Source organism: Brevundimonas intermedia (genome assembly GCF_027922165.1).
GTDB classification, from domain to species: Bacteria; Pseudomonadota; Alphaproteobacteria; order Caulobacterales; family Caulobacteraceae; genus Brevundimonas; species Brevundimonas intermedia.
In genome coordinates, this window is record NZ_BSFD01000011.1 from 36,796 (window position 1) to 49,666 (window position 12,871).

Here is a 12,871-nt window from a genome sequence, read left to right on the forward strand (position 1 = left end):
AGGGATGACGGCGGTCGACAACCGGCCTAAGCTTCTCCCGATGGGGAGGGGCGATATGGTTTCGCTGTTGCGGACGCGCGTGAAGGGCGAGCATGCGCGCGTCGGCTTCGTCGAACTGTTCTTCGACCTGGTCTTCGTTTTCGCCATCACCCAGATCAGCCATCTGCTGATCGAGCATCCGACGCCGCTGGGCGCGTTGGAAGCCGTGATCCTTCTGGCCGCCGTCTGGTGGAGCTGGATCTATACGTCATGGGTCACAAACTGGCTGGACGTGGAGCGGACGCCGGTTCGACTGGCCCTGTTCGTGATCATGGCCGCCGGATTGGTCATGTCCATCGGTTTGCCCGACGCCTTCGGAGGGCGGGGGCTGGTGTTCGCCTGCGCCTTTGTGGCCATTCATGTCGGACGCTCGCTGTTCATGCTTTGGGCGGCGAGGGAGGATCAGATCCTGCGTCAGAACTTCCAGCGCATCCTGTGCTGGACGGCGTTCAGCGGGGTGTTCTGGGTCGTGGGCGGGATCGCAAACCCCGACCATCGCCTGTTCATCTGGCTGGCGGCCCTGGCGGTCGAGTATGCGGGCCCCGCATTGGGCTATCGCGCGCCGGGGCTCGGCCGCGCCAGTACGGCCGACTGGACCGTGGAGGGGGCGCATCTGGCCGAGCGCGTGGGTCTGTTCGTGATCATCTGTCTGGGGGAGACGCTGCTGGTCACCGGCGCCACCTTCGCTGAACTTCCGTGGACCCTGCCGACGATCGCGGCGTTTACCTCGAGTTTCCTGACCACGATTGCAATGTGGCAGCTCTATTTCGGCGCCAAGCACGACGCCGCGTCGGACTTCATCGCCCATGCCGAGGATGCCGGATCCATTGCGCGGCGCGCCTATACCTACGCCCCCATCGTTCTGATCGCAGGGATTATCGTCTCGGCGGTGGGCGACGAATTCGTGCTGGCCCATCCGCTGGGCCATGCCGAAGCCCATGTGGTCGCTGCGGTTCTGGGCGGACCGGCCATCTTCCTGTTTGGGTCGTCTCTGGCCGCCTATTGCGTCTGGGGGCGCTGGTCGCTCGACCGGCTGGCGGGATGCGGCCTGCTGGTCTTGCTGGCGCTGGCGGCCCTGATGGGCGGGGCGCATCTGTCGCCGCTGTGGCTCAGCCTCATTTCTTCGGCGGTTCTGCTTGCGCTCGCCGTCTGGGAGGCGCTGCGGCCTCGAGACTGAGGCTTGGCGTCAGCGCTTCTTGCCCAGTTCCGCCGCGATGTCCTTGGTCATGCGGCCGACCTTGCGGTGGGCGGCGGTGATCTGGTCCTTGGTCACGCCCCAGCGCTTCATCCAGTATTCGACCGACTGACGCTCCGACAGGTCGATGCGGTCCTTGTCGATGAAGCCGCGCTTGTCCTTGAGGCCCGCCATGGTCGGCTCCTGTGGAGATGTTGACCGTTTTCGATCGCTCCGGCCTTCTTAGCCTCGTCCGCCTCCACGGAACAGGCGGTTCAGGCCTCCGGCAGGACGCCCGTTTCGAAGAAGGCGTCCAGGCGGGCTTCCCAAGGGGCGGTGTCCAGGCCCTGGGCGGCGATCCAGGCGTCGTCGAAATAGGTCGAGGCGTAGCGGTCTCCGTGGTCGCACAGAATGGACACGATCGAGCCGCACTCGCCCGCGTTCGCCATTTCCTGGGCCAACTGAACGCAGGCCCACAGGTTGGTGCCGGTCGATCCGCCGCAGGGGCGGCCCAGACGCCGGCTGAGCACGCGGGTGGCGGCGATGGAGGCGACGTCGGGCACGACGATCATCCGATCCACGACGTTGGGGACGAAGGAGGGTTCGACCCGCGCGCGACCGATGCCCTCGATCAAGGACGGACGATCGGCGCTGGTCTGGACCGTCGCATCGGCCCAGTGACGGTGAAAGACCGAGGCTTCCGGGTCGGCGACGCAGATTCGGGTGTCGTGGCGATTGAAGCGGGCGAACCGGCCTATCGTCGCCGAGGTGCCGCCGGTGCCCGCGCCGCACACGATCCAGCGGGGCACGGGGCAGGGCTCGCGTCGCATCTGGGCGAAGATGGACTCGGCGATATTGTTGTTGCCGCGCCAGTCCGTCGCCCGCTCGGCATAGGTGAACTGGTCCATGTAGTGGCCGCCCAGTTCGTCGGCGAGCCGCTGGCTTTCCGAATAGGCCTGGCCCGGGACGTCCACGAAATGGCAGCGTCCGCCATAGAATTCGATGGCGGCGATCTTCTCTTGTGCGGTGGAGCGCGGAACCACGGCGATAAAGGGCAGGTTGAGCATCCGAGCGAAATAGGCTTCGGACACGGCGGTCGAGCCGCTGGAGGCCTCGACAATGGTCATGCCCTCGCCGATCCAGCCGTTGCTGAGGGCATAGAGGAACAGCGACCGCGCCAGCCGGTGCTTCAGGCTACCGGTCGGGTGGCTGGATTCGTCCTTCAGATACAGGGCGATGTCCGACAGGGCCGGCATGTCCACCGGGATCAGATGGGTGTCGGCCGAGCGGTTGTAGTCCGCCTCGATCCGCCGCATGGCCCAGCTCAGCCAGGCGCGATCGACGGTGGGACGGGCAGGGGCGGACATGGCGGACTCGGTCGTAGACGGGAAGGCGATGGCTTAGGCCAAAGCTTGGCCGGCGGCAAAGGCAGAGAATGTTCCTCGCCTGGGCCTCGACCCGTTTACCCCGCCTTCTCCACGAAGCTGTCGATCACCCGCTTTTCGCCGGCCTTTTCGAAATCGACCAGCAGCTTGTTGCCCTCGATGACGCGGACGTGGCCGTAGCCGAACTTCTGGTGGAAGACGCGCTCGCCCTTTTTCCAGCCGGAGCCGGACTTGGGATCGGCGGTGGCGATCAGGCGGCCGTCGCCTTCGATCACGGCCTTGCGGGCGGTGATTTTGTTCGGGGTCTGGGCGGCGGTGAAGGACTGGGCGCGTTTCCAGCCGGGGGAGGAATAGCCGCTGCCGAAGGAGGGCGCGTCGTCCCAGCGGCTCTTGGCCTCCTTCATGCCGGCGGAGGCGCCGTAGTAGCCGGTGTCGGACTGGGGATCGACGTGGGCGATGGGCAGTTCGTCGACGAAGCGGCTGGGCAACTGAGAGGTCCAGCGGCCATAGACGAGACGGTTGGCGGCGAAGGAGATGCGGGCGTCCTGTTTGGCGCGGGTGACGCCGACATAGGCCAGGCGGCGTTCCTCCTCGAGGCCCTTTTCGCCCTTTTCGTCGATGCTGCGCTGGCTGGGGAAGACGCCTTCCTCCCAGCCGGGCAGGAAGACCAGGGGGAACTCCAGCCCCTTGGCGCCGTGAAGGGTCATGATCTGGACCGCCCCGTCGCCGTTCGGATCGTCGCTGTTGGCGCGCTCAAGGTCCATGACCAGGGAGACGTGCTCCAGATAGGCCTGCAGCGTCTCGAACTGCTGCATCGACTGGGTCAGTTCTTTCAGGTTATCGAGCCGGGTCTGGCCGCTGGTGCGGTCGGCCTTCTGCATGTCGGTGTAGCCGCTTTCCTCCAGCACCGTCTCCATCACCTGCCAGTGTGGCGTGGTCTCGGACAGGGCGCGCCAGCGGTCGAGGTCGCGCACGAAGTTGGACAGGGCGGTTCGGGTGCGGGCCTGAAGCTCGTCGGTGTTGATCAGGCCGCGCACGGCGGTCAGGGCCGACAAATCGTGCTGGCGGGCGATCTGCAGGACCTTCTGAACGCTGGTGTCGCCGATGCCGCGCTTGGGCACATTGACGATCCGCTCGAAGGCGAGATCGTCGTCCTCGGACAGGATCAGCCGCAGATAGGCGTGGGCGTCACGGATCTCGGCCCGCTCGAAGAAGCGCGGCCCGCCGATGACCTCGTAGGGGACAGCCAGCATGACCAGCCGTTCCTCGAAGGCCCGCATCTGGAACGAGGCGCGGACCAGGATGGCCATGTCCTTGTATTTCAGACCCGGTTCGCCGGCATGGGGGTGGCGCGCAGTCTCGATCTCGTCGCCGATCAGCCGGGCCTCGGCCTCGCCGTCCCAGACGCCGCGCACCCGCACCTTGTCGCCGCTGTCGTCCTCGGTCCACAGGGTCTTGCCCAGCCGGTCGCGATTGGCGGCGATCAGGCCCGAGGCCGCGCCGAGGATATGGCTGGTCGAGCGATAGTTGCGCTCCAGCTTGACGATCTTGGCGCCGGGGAAGTCGCGCTCGAAGCGCAGGATGTTGTCCACCTCGGCCCCGCGCCAGCCATAGATCGACTGATCGTCGTCGCCGACGCAGCAGACATTGCCGGTCGAGGCCGTCAGCAGCCGCAGCCACAGATATTGGGCGACATTGGTGTCCTGATACTCGTCCACCAGGATGTAGCGGAAGCGGCGGCGATATTCGTCCGCTAGATCAGCGTGTTTCGACAGGATGGTGATGTTGTGCAGCAGCAGATCGCCGAAGTCGCAGGCGTTCAGGCCGCGTAGCCGCGCCTGATAGGCGGCGTACAGGCCCTGGCCCTTGCCGTTGGCGAAGTCCTCGCCGGGGGGCAGTTTCTCGGGCGTCCAGCCGCGGTTCTTCCAATGGTCGATCAGGCCGGACAGCGACTTGGGCGTCCAGCGTTTGGTGTCGATATTGGCGGCTTCCAGCAGCTGTTTCAGCACCCGTTCCTGGTCGTCGGTGTCCAGGATGGTGAAGCTGGACTTCAGCCCGACCAGTTCGGCGTGACGGCGCAGGATCTGGGCGGCAATGGAGTGGAAGGTGCCCAGCCAGCGGAGCCCTTCCGCCGAGGGGCCGATCAGATGGGTGATCCGCTCGCGCATCTCGCGGGCGGCCTTGTTGGTGAAGGTGACGGCCAGAAGCTCCCACGGCTTGGCCCGGCCGGTCGCCAGGATGTGCGCCAGACGGGTGGTCAGGACCCGCGTCTTGCCGGTGCCGGCGCCGGCCAAGACCAGGACCGGTCCCTCGGTCGTCTCGACCGCCTCGCGCTGTTCGGGGTTCAGGCCCGCCAGATAGTCACGCGCCTCTTCCGCCTGCGGCGCGCGCGCCCGGGCCAGGTCTGAAATACGGGGGGCGGGAAGGTCGGTCACAGGCGGGAAAAGGTCCGGGCGGTCAGATTCGAATAGGGGAACATAAGGGGACCGGACGGCGATGTCAGGGCCGCCGTGCAAATGAAGTGCGGAACCGCCTTGATCGACGACCTGTTCCTTGTGCGATGCAACGAAAGGCGCAGAGGATGAAGCAGCCCCCGAACCCAGGACCCGGACGAGACAGAGGCGGCTGGCGCGCCTTCGCCCTGGGCATGGTCGGGATGTTCGTCGTCATCGCCGTTTGGATCGCCCTGTTTGAGAAGGGCGGCGACCCCAAGCTCGATGAGGTTCAACAGATCGGCCGCCCCATGGCCCAGGCTGATCAGGCGGAGACGCCTGACTCCGGTCCACCTATTTCAGGCTATAGGTGATGGTGGTCACGACCCGGACCTTCTTGTCGATGGAACCGGATTCGTCGCCGCCCGAACCGTCGCGCGGCAGGATTTCGAACGAGCCCTGGGTGGCCTGACGGATCGGACCCAGGGGCGTGCCGGAGTCCTTGGCGAACTGTTCGGCGCCGGTGCGCGCCGCCGCCGTGCCCTCGGCGATCATCTGGGGCCGCACGGCGTTCAGCTTGGTGAAGATGTAGGACGGCCCCTGGAAGTCCTGCAGCACTACGCCCTGGCGCACCAGGTCGTTCAGGGCGCGGGTGGTGGCCTGGACACGGGCGACGTCGCCGGTGCGGACGATGACGGTCTGGGCCAGAATGAAGCGGGGGCCGCCGTTCTGGACGCCATATTCACGCGAGCGGGTGTCGGCGACCTCAAGCCGGCCCAGGTCGACGGCGTCGGCGGGATAGCCCTGAGACTTCAGGAACTGACGGACCAGGGCCAGATCGCCGTCGATCCGGGCCTGGACTTCGGACAGGACATCGCCCGACGCGGTGAACCGCAGCGGCAGAACCGCCAGATCGGCCTTTACCTCGCGTTCCGACAGGCCGCGAACGGTTACGGTGCGATCGCCGGCGCGGGCATGGATCACGCCCTGGCCGATCAGGGCGCCGGCTCCGATCAGGCCGACGGCCAACAAGCCCCCGAAGGCTGCGGCGGGAATCAGACGTGGGGTGTCCATCAAGGGCTCCATTTATCGACCCATGTTACGCTGCCGGTCCGTGTTCCGCCACCCACGACAGGGCCAGCAGGCGGCAGGCCGAGGCGAGCGGGCGGCGGCCACGGTTCGCGTCGATATCGGCCAGAAGCTGAGCCTTGCTGAAGCTGCGCGCCGCAGCGATGCGGTCCAGAACGGCCCAGAATTCGGGCTCCAGCGCCACAGATGTGGCGTGACCGGCCAGCACGACCGACCGTTTGGTCAGGCCGCTCATTTCGCGGTGTTCCGTCGGCGCGCGGGGATCATGAAGCGGCTGCGCATGGCGTTCTCCTATACGGCGCAGTTTGTCACACTCGGGCGCAAGACGTGAGCGGCGCTTGTGGGGGCGCAGTGGTAAGCGGTCCTCGCCTAAGGAGCCTTGCATGAGTCGCCCCCTTACAATTTTCGCCATCCTGACCTGCGCCCTGATCTGGGGCACGACTTGGTTCGCCATCACCCTGCAACTGGGCGTGGTGGATCCGATCGTGTCCATCGTCTGGAGGTTTGGGCTGGCGGCTATTGTACTGTTTGGCTTCTGCGCCGTGACGCGTCGGCCGCTGCGGCTGACGCGCGCCCAGCATCTGGCGGCCGTGGGGCAGGGCGCCTTCGTCTTCGCCGTTAGCTATGGCTTTGTTTATGCGGCGGAAGAGCGGGTCGCGTCTGCGGTCGTCGCCGTGATTTTCGCCGCCTTGGCCTTCGTCAACCTGGTGCTGTTTCGCCTTCTGGAAGGGCAGAAGGCGGCCGTCGGCGCCTGGCAGGGCGCGATCCTTGGAATTTTGGGGGTGGCTGTCCTTTCGTTCGGGCAGTTGTCTGGCGCGGGCGTATCAGCCGGGTCCGCGCCGGCGCTGGGCATTGTCTTTGCCCTGATCGCCGTCGTCGCCTCGGCCTTCGGCAACTGGTTCGCTTGGCGGGGACAACAGGCCGGGGCGCCGGTGATGGCGGCGACCGCCTGGGCCATGGCCTATGGCACGACCATGCTGGCGATCTATGGATTTGCGACGGGCGTCCAATGGCGGATCGAGCCGACCTCGGCCTATGTCCTGTCGCTGCTGCACCTGTCGCTGTTCGGGTCGGTCATCGCCTTCGGCCTGTATTTCACCCTTGCGCGGCAGCGGGGCTTCGCCCTGGCCAGCTATATCTCCGCCCTGACGCCGCCGATCGCCGTCATCATGTCTGTGCTGTTCGAGGGCGCCCATGTGGGGATGACCATGTTGATCGGACTGGCCCTGGTGCTGGCGGGGCAGGTTTTGCTGATCCGGGCGCCGAAGCCGGCCTGATTTCAATCCGTCGGCTTGTCGCCGTCCAACTTCTGGCCGTCCAGCAGGCGGGTCGCCCGCGTCTGCTCGGTTTGAGCGGCCTTCTTCTCCCCCTTGGTGCGGCCGTAGGCGACGCGGTTCACCGCGGCTCGGGCCTTGTCTTCGGCCTTGGCGCGGACCTTGCGCGCCCGGCTCAGATTGATGATCTCCGCCATGGTTAGTCCTGAGGCCCCGGCGTCGTCGCTGCGGCCGTCGCGGGCGCCTTGGGTTTGAGGGCCTCGGGAACCTGGTCGGCCGGCAAGGTGGACGGAGGAATGAAGGCCGGCGCAGACGCGGTCTGGTCCAGTCTGGTCCAGCCGTCGGCGGACCGCCCACGTTCGCGGCCGAGGTTGAACAGGGCGGTCATGGTCTTCTGGTCGAATTTCAGGCTCGAGGCCTCAATGTTATCGGGGATGGCGGCCAGCGACAGGCTCATGCCGTTGCGCTGGGCGAAGGCCGCCGTCGTCGCCAGATGGGCGCGCAGCGAGGCCTTGCTCATACTGTCGTAGCTGCGCATCAGGATGGCGGTCAGCCGTCCGGGCGTGACCCCGTCATTACGGCCAACCTGGCCGTTGACCACGACATAGAGGGCGCCGCCGCCCGGCTGGTCCGCACCTCGTGTCCAGAGCGACAGGTTTTCGGGAATGGCCAGAAAGGGCGTGTTGACACCGCCGTCGGCGTGCATCTCCATCACCACAGTACGGTCGGGCTGAAGGCCGGCGATCAGCACCGGCGGAAAGACGCCGGGTATGCTGGCCGAGGCGACCAGCACCTCCTTGAACAGGGCGCGCGAATTGTCGTCGTTCTGGCTGGCCAGAAGGCCCATGTCCCAGATGACTGTCTCTTCGCTATCCAGATTGGTAGTGGCGACCAGAAGGCGGCGGCCCTTGGCGTGTTCGCGGGCGATGGCCGCCAACAGGTCTGGCGTGACGTTGTCGTCCACCAGATCGCGCAGGGCGCCGGCGCTGAACAGGCTGGGGTAGAGGAAGATCGCCAGGCTTCGCCAACTGAGCAGACTGCTGGCTCCGCCGTCGGTATAGGCATGACCGAGTTGCGAGTCCCATTGGGACCCGGCGAAGGCAAAGGGGGCGGCGAGCGCTCCCGTGCTGACGCCCGTGACGATGTCGAACACCGGACGGTCGCCGCGTTCGGTCCAGCCGACGAGAACGCCTGCGCCATAGGCCCCGTTCGCTCCCCCTCCGGACAAGGCCAGGATCGAGAAGGGCCGATCGTTGGACAGGCGAGCGCCCACCTCCTCGGTGAAGGCTTCCAGCCGGGCGGCGTCATTGGCGCGGATGCGGGGATCCTGCGCCGGCGTAAGGGCGCCGTCGGCGAGGCGCAAGGGACCGACAGGACGATCCAGGGTGCCGCAGGACGCCACCGCGACCGCCATGACGAAGGCCAGCAGGCTGGAATAGATCCGTCTCATCCGATGCCTTCTCCACTAGCCTTGACTGTACTCATACCGTCGGCGGGAAGGGTCTGTCATCACCGGACGACGACAGCGCCAAGCGCTGCGGTTTGAAACCCTGCGACCCGACGAACGTTTGATCCGGCAGAACAACCAAACCCAAGGACAGTGACCATGGTCGACGCAACGCTCATCAAGGAACATCTCGAAGTCGTCGGATCGGACGGCGGTCACGTCGGTCGCGTGGACCATGTGCTCGGGGATCAGATCGAGCTGGCCAAGCTCGATTTCGCGGGCGGCTTCAAGCACCACATGATCCCGGTCAGCTGGGTAGAACGGGTGGACGACAAACATGTCCATCTGAATCTGACGAAGGACGACGCCAAGGCGCGTTGGACAGAGAAGCCCCACTAGCCCGCAGGTTTCGGCGAATTAATGGAGGCCCCGCTGTCACCGGCGGGGCCTTCGTTCTATCTGGAGGACATTGTTATCGGAGGGACGCGATGATCCGCCTGATCCTGAATATTCTCTGGTTCATCTTCGGCGGCTGGCTGTCCGGCCTGCTGTGGCTGCTGGGCGGCGCGATTCTGGCCCTGACGATTGTCGGGCTTCCTTGGACCTTCGCGGCCTGGAGGATCGCCAGCTATTCCTTCTGGCCGTTCGGGCGGGAGATCGTCTGGCAGGACGCCCACCCGGTGGCGGGGTGCCTGGGGCTGGTGCTGAACGTGGTCTGGTTCGTGGTCGCCGGCTGGTACATCGCCCTGTCTCACCTGGTGATCGCGGTGGCCGAGTTCATCTCCATCATCGGCATTCCCTTCGCTCTGAAGGATTTGGAACTGGCCAAGCTGGCTCTGGCGCCGGTGGGACGGACGATCCGCGACAAACCCTAGGTCTTCAGGTCGGAGGCGCGTCTGGCCTGGTCGGATCGGGTGGTCGGGCCGGTTTCACGCCGGTTTCGGCGACGATCCGCCAGGATCGCTGACGTTCGACGAAGACCCGGTTGGGAAGGGTCTCCAGCGGCGTGTCCGCCAGCACCGCCGAGATGTCGTCGCTCATCGCCTGGCTGCGCACATAATAGCTGTGCTCGACGAACGGATCGGCCGCGCCGGCGACCACACGGCAGTCGACCAGCGCCACTTTCTTGGGCATCAGGTCCACCAGGCGCGGCCCGTCCGAGCCCAGGCGATCCGGATTGGCCTTGGTCTTGTCCGAGACGGTCAGCCCCTTGTCATTGGGATTATAATAGACGGTCACCTGTCGGCCTATGCGGGGCAGGAGCCTTAGCTTCGTGTCGTGCTCGAAGGCGTCGTCGTCCTCGTCCGGCGCGGCCAGCAGGATTTGATCGAACAGCCGGGTCAGGCCGTCCCGATCCTTGGCGATCAGGGCCTGCAAGGCCTGGCGCAGCACATAGGCGCCCATGCTATGGGTCAGCAGATGCACCCGTCGCTGGCAGTAGTCGGCTTCGTTCAGCGCTATGACAAAATCTCTGAACTTCAGGAAGGCCCGCGCGACCGACGGTCCCGACGCCCGCGCATCCTCCCGGTCGCTGTAATAGGACATCCAGGGTACGGCCGAACCGTCCGAAGGCCAGCTGAATACGACGATATTCAGCGGATGCCCGCCGACATTCAGTCCCTGGGCCAGCAGGGCCGCAGTCTGCAGCGCGCCGGTGAAACTGACGTTGAATCCGTGGATGAAGACCAGGGTGTCGCACCGCCGCCCGTCCGCCATGGCGGCGCGCAGGTCCTCCATGAACTGGCCGCCGCCGGTCTTGGTCACGTCGGCCTGGTTCAGGATGTCGGGATAGACGTGCAGATCCTGAAGCGCCGGTCGCTCGGGATCGGACTTGAAATCAGCATAGCCGAACCGCAAGGCGGCCACGCCGTCGGGGTTGAAGGTGCGACCGAACACCTGCCGCTTGTTCGCGGGCTGGTAGTTGCGGTTGGTGGCGAAGAATACCCGGACGTCGGCCATGGCGGTTCCCGGCGTTTAAGTTGCGGCAACCGTAGCGTGCTTTCAGGGCGTCCGTGATCAGAAACCGGTGAACAGGCGATCCAGGGCGCGACGAATCTCGTCCTCATGGGAGATGAGAGAGCCGACTTTCTGACGCAGCCGGTCAGAGGGTAGAGAGGCAAGTTCGCTGATCACCATGACGACGTCCACATCATCGATCTGCAACGGTATCGACAGACCGGCCAGTCGCTCGGTTGTGGCGGCCGTGTGCAATGGAGCCACAATCTGGCTGTCGATGCCGGGCAGATGGTGAGACTGGATCAAAATGATGAAGGGTGTTCGGTGCCTGAGCGACGCGGTTGGATTCCGGAAAACGTCGAACTGGCGAATTACCAAGTGCGCCACTCTTCGCCGAAACAGCCGTCCTTTTCGATGCGGTCGTTATAGGCCTTGATCGCTTCGGCGTTCTCTTTGGCCCAGCGGTCGGCGCGCGCCTCGGCGCCGGCGGGATCGACCTTCTGCAGATGCAGGCGCAACTGGCTTTCGCTCAGCCCTGAAACGGCGACGCCGAGACGCGCCGCCTGTTCCAGCAATTCCGGATCGATCCCGATGTTCAGTTCGACCTTGCCCATGGGCGAAGCCTAACCCGGAACCCGTGAGGCGCCAATCAGCCCGGCGAGATCATCTTCTCGGGACGCACCGCCTCGTCGAATTCGGCGTCGGTCAGATAGCCGCCGCCGACGGCTTCGTCGCGCAGGGTGGTGCCGTTCTTGTGCGCGGTCTTGGCGATCTTGGCGCAGATGTCATAGCCCAGCTTGCCGTTCAGGGCCGTGACCAGCATCAGCGAGTTATTCAGACCGCGGGCGATATTGTCCTCGCGGGCCTCGATGCCGACGACGCAGTTGTCGGTGAAGCTGATGGCCGCATCGGCGACCAGACGGACCGACTGCAGGAAGTTGTAGGCCATGACCGGGTTGTAGACGTTCAGCTCGAAATGCCCCTGCGAGCCGGCGAAGGTCAGGGCGGCGTTGTTGCCGAACACCTGGACGCAGACCTGGGTCAGGGCTTCGCACTGGGTGGGGTTGACCTTGCCCGGCATGATCGACGAGCCGGGCTCGTTCTCCGGCAGGGCCAGTTCGCCCAGTCCCGAACGCGGGCCGGAGCCCAGAAAGCGGATGTCGTTGGCGATCTTGAACAGCGAGGCGGCGACCGTATTGATCGCGCCGTGGCTGAAGACCATGGCGTCGTGGGCGGCCAGGGCCTCGAACTTGTTCGGCGCCGTGGTGAAGGCCAGGCCGGTGATTTCGGCGATCTGGGCCGCGACCTTTTCGGCGAAACCGATCGGGGCGTTCAGGCCGGTGCCCACAGCGGTGCCGCCCTGAGCCAGTTCCATCAGTTTGGGCAGGGTCTGTTCGATCCGCTCGATGCCGTTGGCGACCTGTTGCGCATAGCCGCCGAACTCCTGGCCCAGGGTCAGGGGGGTGGCGTCCTGGGTGTGGGTGCGGCCGATCTTGATGATGTGGGCCCAGGCCTTGGCCTTGGCGTCCAGCGCAGCGTGCAGATGCTTCAGGGCCGGGATCAGGTCGTTGACCACCTGTTCCGCGCAGGCCACGTGCATGGCCGTCGGATATGTGTCGTTCGACGACTGGCTCATGTTGACGTGGTCGTTGGGGTGGACCGGCTTCTTGGAGCCCATTTCGCCGCCCAGGATTTCGATGGCGCGGTTCGAGATCACCTCGTTGGCGTTCATGTTCGACTGGGTGCCCGAACCCGTCTGCCAGACGACCAGGGGGAAGTGGTCGTTCAGCTTGCCTTCGATGACTTCATTGGCCGCCTTGATGATGGCGTCAGCCAGGGCCGGATCCAGCTTGCCCAGGTCGCGGTTGGTTTCGGCGGCCGCCCGCTTGACGATCCCCAGGGCGCGGACGACCGGCAGGGGCTGCTTTTCCCAGCCGATCTTGAAGTTCCCCAGCGACCGCTGCGCCTGGGCGCCCCAGTAGCGATCAGCGGCGACCTCGATGGGGCCGAAGGTGTCGGTTTCGATGCGGACGTTGCTCATTGGGGACTCGCTCTCAGGCGTGGCGATTGTTTGC

General features: G+C 65.6%; 16 protein-coding genes. 5 read left to right on the forward strand and 11 right to left on the reverse strand.

Features of this window, described 5'->3' with window-relative positions; all coding sequences use genetic code 11:
• Window positions 1-55 precede the first annotated feature (55 nt).
• Complete coding sequence (locus PKE72_RS13800) at window positions 56-1,216, forward strand: low temperature requirement protein A (protein WP_271165960.1); 1,161 nt, start codon at window positions 56-58, stop codon at window positions 1,214-1,216.
• Between the two features lie 9 nt (window positions 1,217-1,225).
• Here PKE72_RS13800 and PKE72_RS13805 read toward each other — a convergent pair whose 3' ends face one another.
• The 3 genes from PKE72_RS13805 to PKE72_RS13815 form a co-directional block, all read right to left on the reverse strand.
• Window positions 1,226-1,408, reverse strand: coding sequence for a DUF3606 domain-containing protein (locus PKE72_RS13805; protein WP_055753752.1), 183 nt, complete (start codon window positions 1,406-1,408; stop codon window positions 1,226-1,228).
• Between the two features lie 80 nt (window positions 1,409-1,488).
• Entirely contained in the window at window positions 1,489-2,580 is a 1,092-nt protein-coding gene (locus tag PKE72_RS13810; RefSeq protein WP_271165961.1) for a PLP-dependent cysteine synthase family protein, read from the reverse strand.
• A gap of 95 nt (window positions 2,581-2,675) precedes the next feature.
• Complete coding sequence (locus tag PKE72_RS13815) at window positions 2,676-5,033, reverse strand: ATP-dependent helicase (RefSeq protein WP_271165962.1); 2,358 nt, start codon at window positions 5,031-5,033, stop codon at window positions 2,676-2,678.
• 146 nt (window positions 5,034-5,179) lie between these two features.
• On the opposite strand from PKE72_RS13815, the gene PKE72_RS13820 reads away from it, so the two are divergent.
• Window positions 5,180-5,404: a hypothetical protein gene (locus PKE72_RS13820; protein WP_271165963.1), complete on the forward strand. Its 225-nt coding sequence runs from the start codon at window positions 5,180-5,182 to the stop codon at window positions 5,402-5,404.
• Here PKE72_RS13820 and PKE72_RS13825 read toward each other — a convergent pair.
• Both PKE72_RS13825 and PKE72_RS13830 read right to left on the reverse strand, forming a co-directional pair.
• Entirely contained in the window at window positions 5,385-6,104 is a 720-nt protein-coding gene (locus PKE72_RS13825) for an SIMPL domain-containing protein (protein WP_271165964.1), read from the reverse strand. The genes PKE72_RS13820 and PKE72_RS13825 overlap by 20 nt on opposite strands.
• A gap of 25 nt (window positions 6,105-6,129) precedes the next feature.
• Window positions 6,130-6,354, reverse strand: coding sequence for a ribbon-helix-helix domain-containing protein (locus PKE72_RS13830; RefSeq protein ID WP_271165965.1), 225 nt, complete (start codon window positions 6,352-6,354; stop codon window positions 6,130-6,132).
• A 148-nt stretch (window positions 6,355-6,502) separates the two neighbouring features.
• Between PKE72_RS13830 and PKE72_RS13835 the strand changes: the two genes are divergently transcribed.
• Complete coding sequence (locus PKE72_RS13835; RefSeq protein WP_271165966.1) at window positions 6,503-7,396, forward strand: DMT family transporter; 894 nt, start codon at window positions 6,503-6,505, stop codon at window positions 7,394-7,396.
• A gap of 2 nt (window positions 7,397-7,398) precedes the next feature.
• Here PKE72_RS13835 and PKE72_RS13840 read toward each other — a convergent pair whose 3' ends face one another.
• Both PKE72_RS13840 and PKE72_RS13845 read right to left on the reverse strand, forming a co-directional pair.
• On the reverse strand, window positions 7,399-7,590 hold the full coding sequence (locus PKE72_RS13840) for a DUF4169 family protein (RefSeq protein WP_271165967.1): 192 nt from the start codon (window positions 7,588-7,590) through the stop codon (window positions 7,399-7,401).
• Between the two features lie 2 nt (window positions 7,591-7,592).
• Window positions 7,593-8,843 carry a patatin-like phospholipase family protein gene (locus tag PKE72_RS13845; protein WP_271165968.1) on the reverse strand — a complete coding sequence of 417 codons (1,251 nt, stop codon included), beginning with the start codon at window positions 8,841-8,843 and terminating at the stop codon, window positions 7,593-7,595.
• Between the two features lie 156 nt (window positions 8,844-8,999).
• Here PKE72_RS13845 and PKE72_RS13850 point away from each other — a divergent pair, with 156 nt between their 5' ends.
• On the forward strand, window positions 9,000-9,239 hold the full coding sequence (locus PKE72_RS13850) for a DUF2171 domain-containing protein (protein ID WP_271165969.1): 240 nt from the start codon (window positions 9,000-9,002) through the stop codon (window positions 9,237-9,239).
• Window positions 9,240-9,328: 89 nt separating this feature from the next.
• Entirely contained in the window at window positions 9,329-9,715 is a 387-nt protein-coding gene (locus tag PKE72_RS13855) for a YccF domain-containing protein (RefSeq protein ID WP_271165970.1), read from the forward strand.
• 4 nt (window positions 9,716-9,719) lie between these two features.
• Here PKE72_RS13855 and PKE72_RS13860 read toward each other — a convergent pair whose 3' ends face one another.
• The 4 genes from PKE72_RS13860 to fumC are packed head-to-tail and all read right to left on the reverse strand — an operon-like array spanning window position 9,720 to window position 12,837.
• Entirely contained in the window at window positions 9,720-10,799 is a 1,080-nt protein-coding gene (locus PKE72_RS13860; RefSeq protein ID WP_271165971.1) for an alpha/beta hydrolase, read from the reverse strand.
• Between the two features lie 57 nt (window positions 10,800-10,856).
• Window positions 10,857-11,174 (reverse strand): CcdB family protein, encoded by a 318-nt coding sequence (locus PKE72_RS13865; protein ID WP_271165972.1) that lies wholly within the window; start codon window positions 11,172-11,174, stop codon window positions 10,857-10,859.
• Entirely contained in the window at window positions 11,168-11,410 is a 243-nt protein-coding gene (locus tag PKE72_RS13870) for a type II toxin-antitoxin system CcdA family antitoxin (RefSeq protein ID WP_271165973.1), read from the reverse strand. Before PKE72_RS13870 ends, PKE72_RS13865 begins: the two co-directional genes overlap by 7 nt.
• Window positions 11,411-11,445: 35 nt before the next feature.
• Window positions 11,446-12,837: a class II fumarate hydratase gene (fumC, locus tag PKE72_RS13875; RefSeq protein ID WP_271165974.1), complete on the reverse strand. Its 1,392-nt coding sequence runs from the start codon at window positions 12,835-12,837 to the stop codon at window positions 11,446-11,448.
• Between the last annotated feature and the right edge of the window lie 34 nt (window positions 12,838-12,871).

What these genes read in the sequence shown, in the direction of transcription:
- PKE72_RS13870 (WP_271165973.1), bottom strand. Translation starts at nt 11,410, where the DNA reads ATGGGCAAGGTCGAACTGAACATCGGGATCGATCCGGAATTGCTGGAA.
- PKE72_RS13855 (WP_271165970.1), top strand. Translation starts at nt 9,329, where the DNA reads ATGATCCGCCTGATCCTGAATATTCTCTGGTTCATCTTCGGCGGCTGG.
- PKE72_RS13835 (WP_271165966.1), top strand. Translation starts at nt 6,503, where the DNA reads ATGAGTCGCCCCCTTACAATTTTCGCCATCCTGACCTGCGCCCTGATC.
- PKE72_RS13830 (WP_271165965.1), bottom strand. Translation starts at nt 6,354, where the DNA reads ATGAGCGGCCTGACCAAACGGTCGGTCGTGCTGGCCGGTCACGCCACA.
- PKE72_RS13860 (WP_271165971.1), bottom strand. Translation starts at nt 10,799, where the DNA reads ATGGCCGACGTCCGGGTATTCTTCGCCACCAACCGCAACTACCAGCCC.
- PKE72_RS13840 (WP_271165967.1), bottom strand. Translation starts at nt 7,590, where the DNA reads ATGGCGGAGATCATCAATCTGAGCCGGGCGCGCAAGGTCCGCGCCAAG.
- PKE72_RS13810 (WP_271165961.1), bottom strand. Translation starts at nt 2,580, where the DNA reads ATGTCCGCCCCTGCCCGTCCCACCGTCGATCGCGCCTGGCTGAGCTGG.
- PKE72_RS13825 (WP_271165964.1), bottom strand. Translation starts at nt 6,104, where the DNA reads ATGGACACCCCACGTCTGATTCCCGCCGCAGCCTTCGGGGGCTTGTTG.
- PKE72_RS13820 (WP_271165963.1), top strand. Translation starts at nt 5,180, where the DNA reads ATGAAGCAGCCCCCGAACCCAGGACCCGGACGAGACAGAGGCGGCTGG.
- PKE72_RS13800 (WP_271165960.1), top strand. Translation starts at nt 56, where the DNA reads ATGGTTTCGCTGTTGCGGACGCGCGTGAAGGGCGAGCATGCGCGCGTC.
- fumC (WP_271165974.1), bottom strand. Translation starts at nt 12,837, where the DNA reads ATGAGCAACGTCCGCATCGAAACCGACACCTTCGGCCCCATCGAGGTC.
- PKE72_RS13805 (WP_055753752.1), bottom strand. Translation starts at nt 1,408, where the DNA reads ATGGCGGGCCTCAAGGACAAGCGCGGCTTCATCGACAAGGACCGCATC.
- PKE72_RS13850 (WP_271165969.1), top strand. Translation starts at nt 9,000, where the DNA reads ATGGTCGACGCAACGCTCATCAAGGAACATCTCGAAGTCGTCGGATCG.
- PKE72_RS13845 (WP_271165968.1), bottom strand. Translation starts at nt 8,843, where the DNA reads ATGAGACGGATCTATTCCAGCCTGCTGGCCTTCGTCATGGCGGTCGCG.